Origin of the sequence: Coleofasciculus sp. LEGE 07092 (assembly GCF_015207375.1) — a bacterium.
Classification (GTDB): domain Bacteria; phylum Cyanobacteriota; class Cyanobacteriia; order Cyanobacteriales; family Coleofasciculaceae; genus LEGE-07092.
The window spans coordinates 75,191-92,492 of record NZ_JADEWY010000002.1; the positions used below are offsets into that span (position 1 = coordinate 75,191).

General features: G+C 44.4%; 15 protein-coding genes. 14 read left to right on the top strand and 1 reads right to left on the bottom strand.

Translation table 11 applies throughout. The annotated features are described in order from the left end of the window. Nucleotides 1-5 precede the first annotated feature (5 nt). The 14 genes from IQ257_RS01100 (at nt 6) to IQ257_RS01165 (ending at nt 16,598) form a co-directional block, all read left to right on the top strand. Nucleotides 6-1,769: an Hsp70 family protein gene (locus tag IQ257_RS01100; RefSeq protein ID WP_193878381.1), complete on the top strand. Its 1,764-nt coding sequence runs from the start codon at nt 6-8 to the stop codon at nt 1,767-1,769. 3 nt (nt 1,770-1,772) lie between these two features. After that, nucleotides 1,773-2,177: a tetratricopeptide repeat protein gene (locus tag IQ257_RS01105; RefSeq protein WP_193878380.1), complete on the top strand. Its 405-nt coding sequence runs from the start codon at nt 1,773-1,775 to the stop codon at nt 2,175-2,177. A 143-nt stretch (nt 2,178-2,320) separates the two neighbouring features. Then, nucleotides 2,321-3,145, top strand: coding sequence for an inositol monophosphatase family protein (locus IQ257_RS01110; protein WP_193875821.1), 825 nt, complete (start codon nt 2,321-2,323; stop codon nt 3,143-3,145). Nucleotides 3,146-3,290: 145 nt separating this feature from the next. Continuing rightward, a complete protein-coding gene (locus tag IQ257_RS01115; protein ID WP_193932899.1) occupies nt 3,291-4,274 on the top strand; it encodes a J domain-containing protein in 984 nt (327 codons plus the stop codon). Nucleotides 4,275-4,441: 167 nt separating this feature from the next. Then, complete coding sequence (egtD, locus tag IQ257_RS01120; protein ID WP_193875817.1) at nt 4,442-5,404, top strand: L-histidine N(alpha)-methyltransferase; 963 nt, start codon at nt 4,442-4,444, stop codon at nt 5,402-5,404. Nucleotides 5,405-5,524: 120 nt separating this feature from the next. Beyond that, nucleotides 5,525-6,403, top strand: a complete 879-nt coding sequence (locus tag IQ257_RS01125) for an RNA-guided endonuclease InsQ/TnpB family protein (RefSeq protein ID WP_193875815.1) — start codon at nt 5,525-5,527, stop codon at nt 6,401-6,403. A gap of 101 nt (nt 6,404-6,504) precedes the next feature. Next, the gene (gene hisS, locus IQ257_RS01130; protein ID WP_193875813.1) at nt 6,505-7,893 is read left to right on the top strand and encodes a histidine--tRNA ligase; all 1,389 of its coding nucleotides are present in this window, start codon (nt 6,505-6,507) and stop codon (nt 7,891-7,893) included. A 193-nt stretch (nt 7,894-8,086) separates the two neighbouring features. Further along, a complete protein-coding gene (locus IQ257_RS01135) occupies nt 8,087-8,374 on the top strand; it encodes a hypothetical protein (RefSeq protein WP_193875811.1) in 288 nt (95 codons plus the stop codon). A 616-nt stretch (nt 8,375-8,990) separates the two neighbouring features. Continuing rightward, the gene (locus IQ257_RS01140; RefSeq protein ID WP_193875809.1) at nt 8,991-10,694 is read left to right on the top strand and encodes a hypothetical protein; all 1,704 of its coding nucleotides are present in this window, start codon (nt 8,991-8,993) and stop codon (nt 10,692-10,694) included. A gap of 191 nt (nt 10,695-10,885) precedes the next feature. Beyond that, entirely contained in the window at nt 10,886-11,992 is a 1,107-nt protein-coding gene (locus IQ257_RS01145; RefSeq protein WP_193875807.1) for a hypothetical protein, read from the top strand. Nucleotides 11,993-12,080: 88 nt separating this feature from the next. Continuing rightward, complete coding sequence (gene trxA / locus IQ257_RS01150) at nt 12,081-12,407, top strand: thioredoxin (RefSeq protein WP_193875805.1); 327 nt, start codon at nt 12,081-12,083, stop codon at nt 12,405-12,407. Nucleotides 12,408-12,527: 120 nt separating this feature from the next. Further along, on the top strand, nt 12,528-13,574 hold the full coding sequence (locus tag IQ257_RS01155; protein WP_193875803.1) for a DUF2235 domain-containing protein: 1,047 nt from the start codon (nt 12,528-12,530) through the stop codon (nt 13,572-13,574). 125 nt (nt 13,575-13,699) lie between these two features. Then, the gene (locus tag IQ257_RS01160; RefSeq protein ID WP_193875801.1) at nt 13,700-15,187 is read left to right on the top strand and encodes an alpha-amylase; all 1,488 of its coding nucleotides are present in this window, start codon (nt 13,700-13,702) and stop codon (nt 15,185-15,187) included. Between the two features lie 376 nt (nt 15,188-15,563). Next, on the top strand, nt 15,564-16,598 hold the full coding sequence (locus IQ257_RS01165) for a tetratricopeptide repeat protein (RefSeq protein ID WP_193875799.1): 1,035 nt from the start codon (nt 15,564-15,566) through the stop codon (nt 16,596-16,598). Here the strand turns inward: IQ257_RS01165 and IQ257_RS01170 are convergent. Continuing rightward, entirely contained in the window at nt 16,595-17,125 is a 531-nt protein-coding gene (locus tag IQ257_RS01170; protein WP_193875796.1) for a peptidoglycan-binding domain-containing protein, read from the bottom strand. The genes IQ257_RS01165 and IQ257_RS01170 overlap by 4 nt on opposite strands. Nucleotides 17,126-17,302: the final 177 nt, after the last annotated feature.

A 17,302-nucleotide genomic window follows, 5' to 3' on the forward strand; every position in this document is an offset into this window, starting at 1 on the left:
TCACCATGGTAAAAGCAGTTGGCATCGACCTCGGTACAACAAATTCTGAAGTTGCGATTGTGGAGAACGGACAGGCACGGATACTGCCTGACTCAGAGGGTGACTTGATTCTACCGTCCTGTGTAGGTTTGAGTGACACGGGTCAACTATTGGTCGGTCGTGAAGCATGGCGGCAGTATGCAGCAGCCCCAGAGCGCACGGTTAAATCCATTAAGCGCTTAATGGGAACACAGCAAAAGACTAATTTAGGCGATCGCGAATTTCTGCCGCAAGAAATCTCAGCGATGATTCTCCGCGCCTTGAAAGAACGGGCAGAAAGTGCCTTGGCAGAAACCGTACAACAGGCAGTCATTACAGTTCCTGCTTACTTCACCGATGCCCAGCGACAGGCAACGAAAGAAGCCGGAGAGATTGCTGGCTTTGAGGTGCTGCGGATTTTAAATGAACCTACAGCCGCAGCTTTAGCCTATGAACTGCGAACTGACCAAACCGAACGAGTGTTAGTTTATGACTTAGGAGGCGGTACCTTTGATGTCTCGGTAGTAGAACTTACGGGAGAAATCACCGAAGTATTAGCAAGTCATGGTAATAATCATTTGGGTGGGGATGATTTTGACCATCGCTTGCAGCGCCATCTAGCTGACTTATTTCGTCAGGAGCATGGCGTAGATGTACCGGATGATCTGCAGACCAATGCCCGTCTGTTGCGAGCTGCCGAGCAGGTAAAAATTGAACTCTCCGAGCATGGATTTGCCACGGTGCGAGAGCCGTTTTTGAGTTCTAAGGGCAAGAAGGCACTGCATTTAGAGGTAGAAATTGCCCGCCATGATTTTGAAGAGCTCATTCGTCCTCTGTTGGAGGAAACCTTAGAGGCAATTGACCGGGCGCTAAGTGATGCTAATCTAAAATCAAACCAGCTAGAGCGAGTTATCTTAGTGGGCGGCTCGACTCGCATCCCCTTAGTGCAGCAGATGGTAGAGGAGCATTTAGGAATTGCCCCTACCGATAGCGTTCAACCTGATCTGTGTGTAGCATTAGGGGCAGCATTACAAGCTGGGGTATTGGTGGGAGAAGCTGTAGATGCCATTCTGGTGGATGTTATTCCCCATTCTTTGGGAATATCTGCTGCGGTGCAAACGCTGGTGGGCATGATGCCTGGATTTTTCAGCGTGATTATTCCCCGTAATAGTGTCGTACCCGTCTCTCGCTCTGAAGTTTACTCAACGGTTTCAAATAACCAAGAGATTGTCCAAGTCGAAATTTTTCAAGGCGAAAATGAAATAGCTGAAGAGAATGTGCCATTGGGAACGTTGCGGGTTGAAGACTTGCCCGCTCGACCGGCGGGGGGTGTGCAAATAGAGGTACATTTTGATTTTGACCTGAATGGGATTCTTACCGTCACGGCGACAGAGAAAGGCAAAGGACAGCAGGGTTCATTGGTGGTAAACAACACGACCACTCATCGCCTTTCAACCCATGAACTCAAGGCTTCCAGAGCTAAGGTTGAGGCATTATTTGAGATTGATGAAACCCTAGAACCTGAGATTGAAGTGGATGCTCAAGCTACGGGGGATGAGGAACTAGAGAACTTGCTGGAGCAAGCTCGCGCTAATCTTGGAACCTTAGAGGCGGAGCAAGCTGAGGAGCTGCAAGAATTGCTGACACAACTTGAAAAGGCGATTGAGACTCAAGAGACAGCCAAGATAGAGGAATTACGGGAGGAACTAGAAGATTTTCTTTATTATGCCAGCAATAACGATGAGGCTTAGTCGATGCACTGTCCGGTTTGCCGTGCCGTTTACCGCCCTTTAAAAGATACCCCTGAAAGCTGGGATACCGAAAGTTCATCCATTTCGCCGCTTTGCAGGCGTTGTGGTGCTGACTTATCGCCATTGATTCAGCTTCACGACCAAGCCATCTGGTACTACAATCAAGCTTTGAAGCAATTGGATCAGGGAAATTACTCCCAGGCACAAGTAATGGTGGAGCAAGCCTTAGCTCGATATTACGGAAACGCTGATTTTCATGCCCTAGCAGGACGGTTAGCGGCACTTGCAGGGCAGTTTCCAGAAGCTACTGTATCTTGGCGACGGGCATTGAAGCTTAACCCTGAGCATCAGAGTGCCTCTCATTGCTTGCAGAGCTTGCTAGAGGCAGCAAGGCAGCCTGACGGCTGAAGAACAAGACAATTCACGTAAACTAGACATAAGCATACTCCTTGGAAATCCTGTCGGACTGCTGTTTATGTAAGGGGGCGAATTCCTCCCCATACATAAATGACAGGGGTTTCCATTCGCCCCCTTACCCACCCCAATTCTCGATGAGTCAACCTACCCCCGAACAACTCGAAATTTTCCTGGACATTGCTACCGAAGCTGTCATGGCGGCGGGTGCAATTTTGCAAACCTACTGGGGCAAGTTGGAGGAGGTAGAAGAGAAAGGGCGTCCCGGCGATTTGCTGACGGCGGCTGATAAAGACGCTGAAGCGACAGTTCTAGGAATACTGCGGCGTCACGTCCCCAATCATGCTATTTTGGCAGAGGAATCCGGTCAGTTGGGAGAACACCAGAGCGAGTACCTCTGGGCAATTGACCCTTTAGATGGCACGACTAATTATGCCCATCAATATCCAATTGCCGCAACGTCTGTAGGATTGCTCATTTCTGGGAAACCGCAAGTGGGAGCTATCTACAATCCCTTTCGTAATGAGCTGTTTCGTGCAGCTAGAGGTTTGGGAGCCACTCTCAATCGACGCCCAATCTCGGTTTCCCAAACACTGAATCTCAGCAAAAGCCTTCTAGTCACTGGCTTTGCCTACGATCGACGCGAAACCTCTGACAACAATTATGCTGAATTTTGCCATCTCACTCATCTAACACAAGGCGTTCGCCGCAGTGGTTCGGCATCCCTCGATTTGGCGGATGTTGCTTGCGGGCGGTTGGATGGTTACTGGGAACGGGGAATATCCCCGTGGGATATTGCGGCTGGGGTTATTTTAGTGGAGGAAGCTGGCGGTAAAGTCACGGCTTACGATGAGAGTCCATTAGTGCTCGATTCTGGTCGAATTCTGGCAACCAACGGTCAAATTCACGAGGAACTGAGCCAGGAACTCCTGCGAGTTCCACCCTTATCCAGTTGGAAATAATATCATTCCGTTAACCGTGAACGTTAATGACACGGCGATCTGTGGAAAGGTATTTTTACAATAATGATAGGTATGTCAACCGTTTCCTTAGTATCTGGGACATACTAGAATCAATTCTTTCGGCACAGAGATTGGGCAGCACCTTATGTCTTTTGAAATTGAACGCGGACTCTTTAAGCATGACTTTACGGATCATCACGCTATTTTAGGAGTCTCAGTTGATGCGGATACCAAGGAAGTCCGCAAACAATACCTAAAAATTGCTCGCCGCCTGCATCCTGACAGTTGCAAATCTGAAAGCGAAGCAGAAAAGAAGCAAGCGAATGAGTTGCTAACGAAGCTTGTCAATCCAGCTTACGAACAGCTCTCGCGGGGTAATCGCGAATACCAGGTTAGTTTGGGGCATATGGGCAAGCGTCTAGCGACAGAAAGCGGAAAGGTTTCTGTTTCTAGCGAAGCCGCCAAACAATTAGCCAAGGCAGGTGCTAACTTAGATGTGACCTACAAAACATCCTTAAAAAACCTGTCATCGAAGCAATACGAATCCCTGGAGCGAGTCACCGACAAAATCGGTGAAATTAGCGAACTTAATCTGGTTTACTTAATGCTCAAGGGGAAAAGTCTTAAATCTACTACTGCTGGTTCGACTACAACAACGACAGGACGAGCCGCTAGAGCCACGGGTGGTTCTAAAACGACTGGGGCAACAGGTTCAGGTGTCGGAAAATCTGCCACGGGAACCCCAGCCGGTCAATCATCTACAGGCGGTAGCGCATCTCAGGAAGTGTCGAGAGTCGATGCCTATATCCGCCGTGCAGAAGGATATATGCAGAAGAACAATTTTGCTGGGGCGCTTTTGGAGTTGCGAGAAGCGCTTAAGTTAGAGCAAACCAACAGCAAGTGCCATAGCTTGTTAGGGATGGCTTATTTGCAGCACAAACAAGTGTCCATGGCTAAGGTTCATATTAATAAAGCCTTGCAATTGAATCCCAAGGATGAAAGCGCATTGAAAGCCAAACAGTATATCGATAAGCTAGTTCAGAAAAAGGATGGCTCTAAGTCTCAGGGTAAGTCTGAGCAATCGGGGGGTGGCTTGTTTGGTGGTTTGTTTGGCGGGAAGAAGAAGTAGATAGTAGATAGGGGGAGTGGGGAATCAGGAATGGGACAACCGGAGGAGTTTTGGGGAGTGCTGGTTGTGATTTCCCTGACAATACTTGCGCGTGAATACGCTATCAGTGGATGATAGGAAGGCAATCTACCACCAAAGGTGGCTAACTGGTGTGACGTACAGGGTGGATGAATAATTTAGAGTGTTACGATTTTCAGCCGGAGCTGGGCAGCTTTCACGATGAAATTCTCCAAAGTCTTGCTCAATCAAAAAAAGCGATCGCTCCTAAGTTTTTCTATGATAAGCGGGGTTCTGAGCTATTTGAGCGAATATGCGAGTTAGAGGAGTACTATCCCACCCGCACAGAAATTGCGTTGTTAAAAACCCATTCTCAAGAAATTGCCCAACTGATAGGCAAAGGGAGCTTGCTAATTGAATACGGCAGTGGCAGTAGCACCAAAGTTCGCATCCTGTTAGAGGCGTTGCAAGAGCCAGTTGGCTATATGCCCATTGATATTTCCCAGGAACACATGGTGCAAGCGTCAGCCGAACTAGCACAAAGCTATTCTGAACTGGATGTGATAGCGGTTTGCGCCGATTATACCCAAGACTTTCAGCTTCCCCCATACTCCAAAAAGCCAGTTAACAAAAAGCTGATTTTCTTTCCCGGTTCTACTATTGGTAATCTCGATCCTACCCAAGCGCTGCACCTACTCAAGCAGTCTGCCAGTTTGCTAGACACCGGAGACGGAATGCTGATTGGCGTAGACTTAAAAAAAGACCCAGCTATCTTAAATGCTGCCTATAATGATGCTCTGGGAGTGACAGCAGAATTTAATCTTAATTTGCTGGAGCGAATCAACAAGGAGCTAAACGCTAATTTCGATTTGGCAAATTTCCGCCATTGGGCGTTCTACAATGAAGAATACAGCCGAATTGAGATGCACTTAATCAGTCTTAAAGAACAGACTGTTGCGATCGCACAGATCCCCTTTCACTTTCACGAAGGCGAGACCATTCATACGGAAAGTTCCTATAAGTATAGCATTGAAGAGTTCCAGGAACTGGCTGATCGGGCTGGATTTGATGCCCCACAAGTGTGGACAGATGCTAATCATCTCTTTAGCCTTCACTATCTGATGGTCAGGTAGTACAAATGTTATCTAAGTGAGGGGGACTGGGGGAATCCATGTTAACTTAAGGGATTCGATATTCCTTAAGTTAACAGTTAACAATTGCATTGTAGCGAGTAAAACGGCTATCCTAATGGAATGCTGACAATCACTCACCGCTATCGAATCTATCCAGACGCCACCCAAAAACAGCAATTCATTGACTGGATGGAAGTCTGTCGTGGTGCATTTAACTATGCGCTTCGAGAGATAAAGGATTGGTGCAATAGCCGTAAGTGTTTGATAGACAGATGCTCTTTGGAGAAGGAATACATACTCCCTGCCGAGCTGAAGTTTCCGAGTGAAATTCAGCAGCTTAATAATTTGCCCCGAGCGAAGAAGGAATTTCCTAGATTGAGCGAAGTCCCTTCTCAAGTTCTTCAGCAAGCAATTAAGCAGTTGCACAAAGCCTGGGAGTACTTTCAGAAAAGAGGGTTTGGCTTTCCTAGATTCAAGAAGTATGGACAGTTCAAGTCGTTGCTGTTTCCCCAATTCAAGGAAAATCCAGTACCGAACTTGCACGTCTTGCTGCCCAAGATTGGAACGATTCCCATCAACTTGCATCGACCTATCCCCACGGGGTTTGTGGTCAAGCAAGTACGAATCTTGAGGAAAGCTGACCGATGGTATGCTTGGAAACGCGGAAACTTCTTCGGTGAAGTTGATGCTAGAGGGACTTCTCAAGAATGTCCTGAATGTGGTGGTGAGGTCAGAAAAGACCTGAGTGTAAGAATCCATAATTGTCCTCATTGTGGATACAAAACTGATAGGGATGTAGCCGCAGGTCAAAATATCAGAAACCGAGGAATTAAGCTCATTAGTACCGTTGGACAGACGGGAAAGGAAACTGCCTGTGCAGACGTGCTACCGGGGGCTGAGGAAACTCAGTCTAGGCAAGTGTCGAAATCCCCTGAGCGTAGCGCTGCCCTGAGCTTGCCGAAGGGTCGAAGGGGAGTAACCAGGAAACCCAAGAAGTGATTCTTGGAAGCCCCCACCAAACAAGTTATGGTGGGGGAGGATGTCACAGTACAACTTACGGGTTGCCTAGTAAGGTTGCATTAATTTGACTTAGATTTCTGATGGCAAAGGCTGATAAAATTAATTATTCTTGTCCGAGTGGTTTTCCAGAGTTTCTGCCTGGAGAGAAGCGGTTGGAACTCTATCTAATGGATACGATTCGCCAGGTTTTTGAGCGATACGGATTTACGCCGATTGAAACTCCAGCGGTTGAGCGTTTGGAAATCTTGCAAGCGAAGGGAAATCAAGGGGATAACATTATTTATGGTCTTCACCCCATTCTTCCCCCGAATCGCCAAGCGGAAAAGGAACAGGCAGGAGAAAGTGGCTCGGAGGAACGGGCATTAAAATTTGATCAGACGGTTCCCTTAGCTGCATATATTGCTCGTCATCTGAACGAATTACAGTTTCCTTTTGCCCGGTATCAAATGGATATTGTTTTTCGGGGAGAACGGGCAAAAGACGGGCGATATCGGCAATTCCGTCAGTGCGATATTGATGTAGTCGGTCGTAATCAGCTCAGTTTGCTCTACGATGCTCAAGTTCCGGCAATTATTGCTGAAATTTTTGAAGCGGTTAATATCGGAGACTTTTTAATCCGCATTAACAATCGTAAAGTTCTCAGCGGTTTCTTTGAGTCGATTGGTTTGGAAGAGAGCAAAATTTTGCCCTGTATCCGAATCGTGGATGCGGCTGAAAAAATTGGTGAAACGAAGGTCAAAAAAGCTCTAGCCGCTGAAGGGTTGTCTGATGAGCAGGTAGAACAAATTCTTGCATTTACTAAGATTCATGGTTCGGTGGATGAGGTACTCAGCCAGCTAAAAGCACGGGTTCAAGACAAAGCTGAGGCGCAACGGCTGAAAACTGGCATTGCCGAACTAGAAACTGTAATTGAGGGAGTTCGGAATCTGGGGGTGAAGGAGAGTCTATTCTGCATTGACTTATCTATTGCGCGGGGACTGGATTATTACACAGGTACAGTTTACGAGACAACGCTCATTGGTCACGAAGCGCTAGGTAGTATTTGTTCGGGGGGGCGCTACGAAGAGTTAGTGGGGATGTTTGTCGGTGAGAAAATGCCCGGAGTTGGTATTTCTATTGGCTTGACGCGCCTGATGAGTCGGCTGATTAAAGCAGGTATTCTTCAATCCTTTTCCTCCACACCGGCTCAGGTGATGGTGATTAATATGCAGAGTGATTTAATGCCGCTCTATCTAGAGGTATCTCAAATGCTGCGTCGGATGGGAATTAGTACAATCACCAGCTTTGAAGAGCGCTCGGTGGGGAAGCAGTTACAGCAAGCCGACAAGCGTGGAATTCCTCTGTGTATAATTATCGGGTCTGAAGAGGCAGCAGATCGCAAATGTGGGTTAAAGAATTTAATAACGGGTGAACAGGTAGAAGTGTCCCTGGAAAAATTGGTTGAAGAAGTTAAGCAGCAATTAAGTTAAATCGCGTTGATTCAGCGTAGCAAAGAAGTGAGGGGCGTACAAGGGTGCGCCTTTACTACTTTATTTACAGAACTTAACTCATTCATTCGTTGTCAACTAAAAGACATTCATACAATTATTAAAAATCATTAAAAAAAATTCTAAATAAATTAAATTGAAATAAACTTAACTCATCCCAATTTAGTTTCAAGTCATGGCAGAGCAAAATTCCAACCAGAGCCAAATTGTGGCAATGAGTTTAGATAGCTTAAGTTTCGATAGCTTTGAACGTAATCCCCATATGGATATCGTCTGCGTCAGCCCGGTGCGCACCGTTGTCCGGCGTGAAGAAGAAATCATACTGATCCGCAAAGTGAGAAAGGTTGAAGAAATAGACGCAAGTCCAGCTTGCCCCATCAATAGCGTTCAAATGTCCCAAGTTCAGCAAGAGGGTCAACCGACGGCTTGGCAGACTACCAATGACGAGGTAAAAGCAAATTAAGTGGAATAGTAAAATTGAGCGAGAGCTGTCAGTGTTCTCGCTCAATAGCTAGCGATCGTTTCACTCATTAAGGAATTATATAAATAAGGCTTACCCTCAGTAGTAAGTTCAGAGGCTCGCAGCAAGGATAAAAGTATTATCCAATCCTTTCAGGTTTAGATCGAGTTTTAAAATCGGTTGAGTTCCCATATCTAATACCTGTTTCGTTCCCTCGACTCATCCACTTGACTCCGCTCTTTATATAAGTAGAGAAAACACGGGATTGAGCGCCTACAGCAATCCTAGTGTAGCGTTGAAAAGTAAGTAACCAGCTTTCGGGTAGTCTTCAGATACCCAAAATTAAAGGTTTAACTTAATTTTTTACTCGTGAAAAGAGATGATGGCAACCGAGTAGTAATAGTTGAATACTATCGGGAGTTTTGATTTAAAGTATCTGCACCCTTGACAGTTACTTAAAATTGCCAATTCTTAGTATCAGCAAGTTTGAAAGAGTCAGTTAAAAAAGTCTAGCTCGAATGCAAAAACAGCAGAACTTGCTGCGAAACTAGATTTTTTTTGCAAAGATAACTCATTCAAGTTAGTTCAATACCCAAAACTATCCAGAATAGGTTTAGCCATGAGTGAAAGACAACAACAAACCATCGGGAAAACTAACACGATTCCTTTAGTCGATTTAGTCATTGTCATGGATACCAGTGGTTCGATGAAGGACGAAGCCCAAGCTCTCAGTGATGCAGCAGAAGCTGCCATTGAAGCAGCTAAATCCAGTTGTCCATCTGATTTGAGAGTTGTTTGGGTTGGCATCGAAGGCACCTGGAAAGGGACACACTTTAACCGTACTATCAGGGATTATCTCACCCAGGAATGCCATGTTATTGAATCTGCTCTTAGGGGCAGGAAGCGAGGAGAAGTACCCCAAGGGGGAGCACAAGAAGATGGCGCTCGGGCAATAGAAGATATCTCAGAACACTTTGATTGGCGAGCGGGTGCGGCAAAAGCCATGTTTTATCTCGGAGATGAAGCCATTGAAGGCGGTGGAAAGAAAACAGAACAAGAGGATATTGAAGCCGCTAATTTGGCTATTCAAAAAGCCAAGCAGTTTAATGTGACGGTTCACACCTATTTGGGGACGTTGAAAAGTAAGCATCGGGAGGGTATCCAAGCCGAATACGCCCGAATTGCACAAGAGACAGGGGGACAAGCTTTTACAGATCGAGATGCCATTGGTGGCTTTACAGAAGTCTTGGAAATGGCAATTTGTTCCAGTTGTCCGGCAGCAGCTCAAACTCCTAAGTTTGTCTTGCATCCAGGGATGGCTTATGTTCAAGATTGCGTCTCTGATGCACTCAGTCATCTCTACAGGCTAGATTTAAAAACAGGTAAAGCCATTTTAGTGGGAGCGATCGCTACCGAAGTTTCCGATATTACCTTTGTCGGTTCAGAACTTTACGGACTCGATCAAAAAGATGGCACTCAAACCATGCAACTCGTAAAAATAGACCCTGTCACTGGTAAAGCTGCAGTCATTGGTGATGTTGGGTTCTATGCGGTTGGTTTGGCATATGATCGCTCTCGCAACACCCTCTACGCCACAACTGCCAAACAACTCCTTACCATTGACATCAAGACAGGTAAAGGTACGCCTGCGGTAACTGTGGCAGATGAAGACTACAACTGTAGCGAAGTGGCATTTGATCGCCACGGGACAGCGTATATCACCCTGATCGGGTATGAGAAAAAGAAATTGCTGGCAACCTGCAATCTGAATACAGGTGCAGTCACCCCTATTGGAGATACTGGATTTCCCAATCTCTCCAGCCTGGAATTCTTCGATGATGTTCTATACGGAGTGACGGGTAATTTCTTCGGGTTAGGAAATGACGGTGAACTCCTCCAAATTGACACCACCACGGGTGCTGGAACATTTGTTACCTTGACTGAACCCCTAGGTCGTTGGGCAGGAATTGGTATTTATGAAGCGATAACGGAAGAGAAAAAAGAGACACCCAAGAAGACTGAACCTGAATCAAAAGTCAAGGAAAAGGATAATTCATTATCTGGACAGACTAAACCTGAATCAAAGATTAAGCATAAAGAAAAGCTGCCCAAACATCCCCGAATTCCTGTAAACCTAGAACAACTAAGTTTCGATAGTTTTGGGCGTGACAGTCAACGGGATATTGTCTGTGTTACTCCCATACGCACTGTTGTCAGGCGGGAAGAAGAGATCATCATCATTCGGAAAGTCAGAAAGGTTGAAGAAATAGATGTAAGTCCAGCTTGCCCTATCAATACTCTTCAAGTATCGCCAGATCAGTAATAGGACTAAATACCTCATAGGTAGAAAAAAACAGGAGCGATCGCTTTTCCAACTAGAACTTGAGATCCATCATCAAGTTTTGTAAACGGCAGCCCATTCAATTTCATAAAAGAATGAAAAATAAGGTATTCTAGTCGCCAATTACCCGAATCCACTCAAGTAACAATTGAACCCCATACAGGAGGTAGACAATGGCATATTTGAGCATCGAACCCAACTTTTTAACCATCAATCCCAAAGATAATTGTTACGTCATCCCTACCTGGCAGATGGAAAATCTGCAAAACCAGGCAAAGTCTATCACCTTGAATGAGGGAACCTATAATATCCAAATTGCTGATGGATATTATAGTTATGCCAAAGCAACCACTAAAGGAGAACCCTTTGTTTTGCTCTGGATTTACGGAATGAATGGCAGTACGTTTGTCAATAAAACGTCAGGCTTTGACGAAAATGGCAAAGGCTTTGAGACAGGTGCCACCTGGACAACCTTGAATGGAAAAAAAGACATATTGACTTTACAAGTCAAAGAGGAAGTCGTTCTCTGTGGCTTATTCTTTGATGTGAATAAGGAGAATAATGACGGAGAAGTGACGCTTTCAATCACTAAAGAAAATGATCCATCGTTCCAGGTTAAACCTCCCTTTAAGGTTAAAAGCAAGGAAAATTGCTATGTTTTCAATGAAAAAGAGCTTGTAGGGCTACGCCGTGGAGAGAACTATAAGGAATTACCTCCAGGAACTCATCTGCTACAAATTACGCGGGGAAGTGATGTTAGTTACTGGTCAGAAAATCAAAAATTTGATTTGGAACCTTGGGCATTGCTTTGGGTGAAAGACGGTAAATTTAGCACCGAAGAAACGGGAGTTACAGTTGAAGAAACGTGGTGTTCTTTGAATGGCTATGATGACCGTGTTTTGATAAACGTTGAAGAAACAACAACGTTGTGTGGCTTGTTTTTTGATACTTACAAAGAGGACAACGAAGGAAAAATTATCCTTTCAAAAAGGGTTTTGAAATCTCCCCAAAATCCTAGTCTTCAACCCCGTCCTATTCCAGTAGCCATCAACTTTGATGATTTGTGGAATACAATTCCCCGCAATCCACAACAGGATATTATCTGCGTTTCTCCAGTCCGGACTGTGGTTCGCCGTGAAGAGGAAATTATTCTGATTCGGAAAGTCAGAAAAGTTGAAGAAATAGAAGCCAGTCCCGCTTGCCCGGTCAATTCTACTGAAATGTCGCCCGTGGAGCAGGACGGACAAACTAAGTATACCGAGAAAAAAAATGCTGAATAAGTTTTGAATCTTTTAATTGGGGAAAGGCTCAATAATACGGTTAAAATCATTAAATCTGCCTTTCCCCTTTTTTAACCTAAACAGTACTATGGCAGTTAAAAAACAATTTTCCAACTTCCAAGATCTGCTTGCGAATACAACGGTTCCTCTCCTAGTAGATTTTTATGCAACCTGGTGCGGATCTTGTCAGATGATGACACCAATTTTGGAAAAAATTAAAACCCAGATGGGAAATCGGCTACAAGTGGTTAAAATTGATGCGGATAAATACCCCCAATTAGCCTCTGATTATAAAATTCAAGCCTTGCCCACTCTAATTCTCTTCCAAAATGGTGAGCAGGTACTGCGCATTAAGGGAGTCATGAAAGCTCCCCAACTGATTCAAAAGTTGGAGGAGTACCTGTCTGGAGGATAGTCAAAACCCACTTTTCCTGCCAGAAAACTTTAAGCACACAGGAATGGGGGAGTGTTAGTAACGGATTACTAATCACGTATTCCTGCTAAAATTTTTTAATTCCCTGAAGAATAATCATTCATGAAACGTCTAATTGTTTGTTGTGATGGAACGTGGCAAAAATTAGCCAATCCTTACCCAACCAACGTTGTTAAAATTGCCCAAGCGATTAAACCGATCGCTAGTGATGGAACGCATCAAGTCCTCTACTATAGTGAAGGAGTGGGAACAGGGGATGAAAAAGACAGGATTTTCGGCGGCGCTTTTGGCAAAGGATTAGATGAAAATATCCAAGATGCCTATCGCTTTCTTTGCCTAAACTATGTCGAGGGCGATGAAATCTACTTCTTTGGCTTCAGTCGTGGCTCCTATACGGTGAGGAGTATTGCTGGACTGATTTATAATTCAGGTCTACTCGCACGTTACCACATCCGCAAAGCTCTGGAAGCCTATAAGCTTTATACTAGCAGAGGCAGTAAACCCAATGAGCAAGAGGCAGTTGAGTTTCGGCAAACCTATGGCGAAAGGGTTCCTATCACCCTGTTAGCTTGTTGGGATACCGTTGGTGCTTTGGGAATTCCTGATCTAAACCCCTTCCTAAAATTCGATGAACGGATCAATAACAAATATCGATTCCACGACACCCAACTCAATCGCACAATTAAAAATGCGCTTCATGCTGTAGCAATCGACGAGCAACGTAAAGTCTTCAATGTCACGCCAATGAAGAAAAGTCCTAACGCGGATAATCAAGTACTGCGTCAAGTGTGGTTTCCAGGAGGTCATGGCTGTGTTGGGGGTGGATCGCAGCAGGACAGTAAATTCTCGGATGCGGCGTTGAAGTGGATGATAGACTCCGTTGGTGAACTAGGATTAGGTCTTGAGTTGGATGTCAGTAAGATTAATCCGACTATCGACTATGACTATCTCTACGATTTTTATTTTGCACCCGTGACTATTAGGAGCAAAATAACTCAATTGGCGGGAGTCATCCACCGGGAGATTAACGATGAGTTTGAAGATTTGCACGAAAGTGTCATACACCGATGGCAAAAGCGCTCAGACTACCGACCCAAAAATTTGGAAAAGTTCCTAGAGAAATTGGAAAGTTATGTGAAGTCACTGTAAAGTTAAAACCTATCAGGATTTAGGGTAGTAGGGAGTAAGGAGTAGGTATTGACAAACGAATTATTTTGAGGATGATTTAAGGGATTGATTTAAACACAGCCCCTACAAGAAAGGAAATTCTTGATATGTCATCAGTTAATGGCGTAATGATGCAGTATTTCCACTGGTATATTGATTCCAATCTAATCCTGTGGAATGAGGTTAAAAATAAGGCACAAGAATTAGCCGATGCTGGTTTTACCGCCCTGTGGCTCCCCCCAGCTTACAAAGGAATGGGGGGAACCTATGATGTTGGGTATGCTGTGTATGATATGTACGATCTAGGGGAATTTGATCAACATGGCACACTTCGCACTAAATATGGCACACGGGAGCAATATTTAGATGCCATCAACGCCTTACACAGTTCCAGCATTCAAGTCTACGCCGATACTGTTCTCAATCACCGGATGGGGGGCGACGCAACAGAAGTTGCTAAAGCAACACCCTTTTCTGAAAACGATCGCCTCTATCCCAAAGGATGGATGCGAGATATCCAAGCCTACTCCCATTTTAAGTTTCCGGGTCGTCAGAGCAAGTATTCTGACTTTGAGTGGCACTGGTGGCACTTCGATGCGGTTGATTACGATGACTACACCAAAGAACAAAACACTCTGTATCTGTTTGAAGGAAAACAGTTTGATGATTATGTTGCCCTTGAGAAAGGAAACTTTGCTTACTTGATGGGATGCGATCTTGACTTTCAGAGTCAGGATGTGCGAGATGAAGTCACTCGCTGGGGTAAATGGTATCTCGATACAACAGGGGCTGATGGTTTTCGTCTGGATGCTATCAAGCATATTTCATCCTGGTTCTTCCCGAATTGGATTGATGAGATGAAATATCATGCTGGCAAAGATTTGTTTGTCGTGGGGGAGTATTGGTTCAACGATATCGGCACTCTCCATTGGTATGTCAATGCAGTTAATGGCAAAATGTCTGTGTTTGATGTGCCATTACATTACAACTTCTATTACGCCAGTAAGTCGGGTGGAAACTTCGATATGAGCCGTATCTTTGATGGTACGATGATGCAGCAACGTCCGACTCATGCCGTTACTTTTGTCGAAAACCACGATTCTCAGCCCTTACAGTCACTCGAATCACCCATCGAACCCTGGTTTAAACCCTTAGCCTATGCCCTAATTCTTTTGCGTCAAGAAGGTTATCCCTGTATTTTTTACGCCGACTATTATGGCGCAACCTATGAAGATAAGGGCTATAAAATTGATTTAGGTTTCTACCAATATCTCGGTCAATACTATCCCCTTCGCCCTTTACTTGACAAGTTGCTATACGCTCGTAAACACTATGCCTACGGCGCTCAATATAGCTATATTGATCATTACAATACAATTGGTTGGACTTGCTTAGGCGACGCCGAACATCCGAAAGCCATGGCAGTGATTATGAGTGATAGTGTGGCTGGCTACAAGTGGATGGAAGTTGGCAAACCCAACACTAAGTTTTACGATTTAACTGAAATCATTAAAGAACCTGTTTATACGAATGAATGGGGTTGGGGTGAATTCCGTTGTAATGGGGGTTCGGTTTCAGTTTGGGTACAGGAATAACTTTCATCTAAGAGGAATGCCACTGACTCAGGGAGATCCAAGACACAAATTATCCCGTAGGATAGGCAGATGCCTTAAGTCAGTGCCATTCCATCTAAGAGAGTACGTCTGTTTCTGCTGCGACACACTCATTGGACAGACAAATAATAAAGCTTGAGGAATAGGTTTAAAAGCCTAGATATGAGATTATTGAAAAAGGTTTTTCTTTCTCTGGAATGAACAATACCAAATGGGTTTTAATTTGGCACATATTCTCTCTTTCTCCCCCCTTAACAAGGGGGGCTGGGGGGGTTCCAGATGTGCCATTGAAAAAGCCAATTGGTAGAACAGGAAAAAAACCACTAACAGCCCGTGTACCTCATCAAGTTAAAAACTAATGATTATTAATGTTATTAATTTTTGCATTAAAGTTTTCAATCTATTCTTACTTTTAAGCGTATCTTGCTTGGCAACAATTGTTTATATCGCTTCATTTGTGGGAGTAATACCCGCCATTCTGAAGCACAAGTACACTCGTGCCTTAGCGTATAACAAAAAAGGACTGGATTGCTACCAGTTTCAGAACTATCAAGATGCCATTGATTCCTATGACAAAGCCCTAGAAGTTTACCCGAAATTATATCATGCTCACTACAACCGGGCAAATACTTTTTACGAACTTAACGACTATCAAAAAGTTATTGAAGATTACACTCAAGCGATTGCCATTAAGCCTAATTATGCGGAAGCTTATAACAATAGAGCTAATACTTACTACACTTTAAAAAACTATCAAAAAGCCTTAGAAGATTACAGTCATGCTATTGGAGTAAATCCTGACTATTGTAAAGCCTATTATAATAGAGCGAATGCTCATTATACTTTAAGAAATTATGCAGAAGCAATTGAAGATTATAGTCAAGCGATCGCTCTCAATTCCAACTACGCTGAAGCCTACAATAATCGAGGGAATATTTATTACTGTCTCAAACAGTACCAAAAAGCGATTGAAGATTACAATCAAGCTATTGACCTTAATCCCAACTACGCTGACGCTTACAGTAACCGGGGAAATACCTATTACGACTCAAGCAATTATAAAAAAGCAATTGAAGATTATAGTCAAGCTATTACTCTCAATCCTGACAGGCATGAAGCCTACAATAACCGAGGGAATGCCTATTACAATCTAAAACAGTATCAAAACGCCGTTGAAAATTGTGATCAGGCTATTACCCTTAATCCTAATTATATTGAAGCCTACTACAATCGAGGATTAGCGCAAAACAAACTAAATAACCCAGAGGACGCTGTAACAGATTTTCAAAAGGCTTTAGAATTGGTGAAGCAGCAAGGGGATACCGTTCTTTACCAGGAAATACAAGAAACTCTACAAAAATTACCGTTAAGTCGGCAAATCAGCTCTCCTTAAAAATGAGCAGGAGTAAGGGCTTCTTCGCCGTGAAGCCGATGATGCACCTGACTCAATGCGTACCAAGTTTGCTCGTCAACAATGCCATCAACAAGCAAACCCTGGCGCTTTTGGAAGGAGCGGACAGCCAGTTCAGTGCGATCGCCAAAATCACCATCAACCGGAGCCTGATAGTCTCCAGTTAACCGCAGCACCAACTGCAAGGTAATCACAGTTGTATCCTTACTTCCTAAGCGCAGGACAGGCATATTAACAGGTGCGCCACTAAACAGAGCTGTCCAAGTCAGGGAACCAACGATGCCATCCTCTCTGAGAAAAACACTGTGCTGGAAGTCTATCACGGCATCGCGGACGGACATATCGAAAAAACCGCCGATGGGTCCAGTGTAGGTGCCGCGATGGGTCAGTAATTTTTGTAATTCTACAACGCTTGTCCCCACAGAACCCATTTGTAGTACAGGTTTATTAGCGGCAGATGTAGCGATCGCATGAGCCTTATGCGTTTCCTTATCGATTAGAGCTTGCATGGTATATCCTTCATGAGCGGCTATCTACAGCTATCCAGGTACTGTTGATCTCTACAACCCCACGTTCTCTAACAAGTTCAACGGTATAAGAGTAAGGGGAATCTATAACGTCAATCCTACTGTAGAATTACCTAACCTGAAACCATGAGGAAGGAATAATTCATAGATAGGGCTGGT

Coding starts and splice junctions, on each gene's coding strand:
- IQ257_RS01100 (WP_193878381.1), top strand. CDS start 6: ATGGTAAAAGCAGTTGGCATCGACCTCGGTACAACAAATTCTGAAGTT.
- IQ257_RS01105 (WP_193878380.1), top strand. CDS start 1,773: ATGCACTGTCCGGTTTGCCGTGCCGTTTACCGCCCTTTAAAAGATACC.
- IQ257_RS01110 (WP_193875821.1), top strand. CDS start 2,321: ATGAGTCAACCTACCCCCGAACAACTCGAAATTTTCCTGGACATTGCT.
- IQ257_RS01115 (WP_193932899.1), top strand. CDS start 3,291: ATGTCTTTTGAAATTGAACGCGGACTCTTTAAGCATGACTTTACGGAT.
- egtD (WP_193875817.1), top strand. CDS start 4,442: ATGAATAATTTAGAGTGTTACGATTTTCAGCCGGAGCTGGGCAGCTTT.
- IQ257_RS01125 (WP_193875815.1), top strand. CDS start 5,525: ATGCTGACAATCACTCACCGCTATCGAATCTATCCAGACGCCACCCAA.
- hisS (WP_193875813.1), top strand. CDS start 6,505: ATGGCAAAGGCTGATAAAATTAATTATTCTTGTCCGAGTGGTTTTCCA.
- IQ257_RS01135 (WP_193875811.1), top strand. CDS start 8,087: ATGGCAGAGCAAAATTCCAACCAGAGCCAAATTGTGGCAATGAGTTTA.
- IQ257_RS01140 (WP_193875809.1), top strand. CDS start 8,991: ATGAGTGAAAGACAACAACAAACCATCGGGAAAACTAACACGATTCCT.
- IQ257_RS01145 (WP_193875807.1), top strand. CDS start 10,886: ATGGCATATTTGAGCATCGAACCCAACTTTTTAACCATCAATCCCAAA.
- trxA (WP_193875805.1), top strand. CDS start 12,081: ATGGCAGTTAAAAAACAATTTTCCAACTTCCAAGATCTGCTTGCGAAT.
- IQ257_RS01155 (WP_193875803.1), top strand. CDS start 12,528: ATGAAACGTCTAATTGTTTGTTGTGATGGAACGTGGCAAAAATTAGCC.
- IQ257_RS01160 (WP_193875801.1), top strand. CDS start 13,700: ATGTCATCAGTTAATGGCGTAATGATGCAGTATTTCCACTGGTATATT.
- IQ257_RS01165 (WP_193875799.1), top strand. CDS start 15,564: ATGATTATTAATGTTATTAATTTTTGCATTAAAGTTTTCAATCTATTC.
- IQ257_RS01170 (WP_193875796.1), bottom strand. CDS start 17,125: ATGCAAGCTCTAATCGATAAGGAAACGCATAAGGCTCATGCGATCGCT.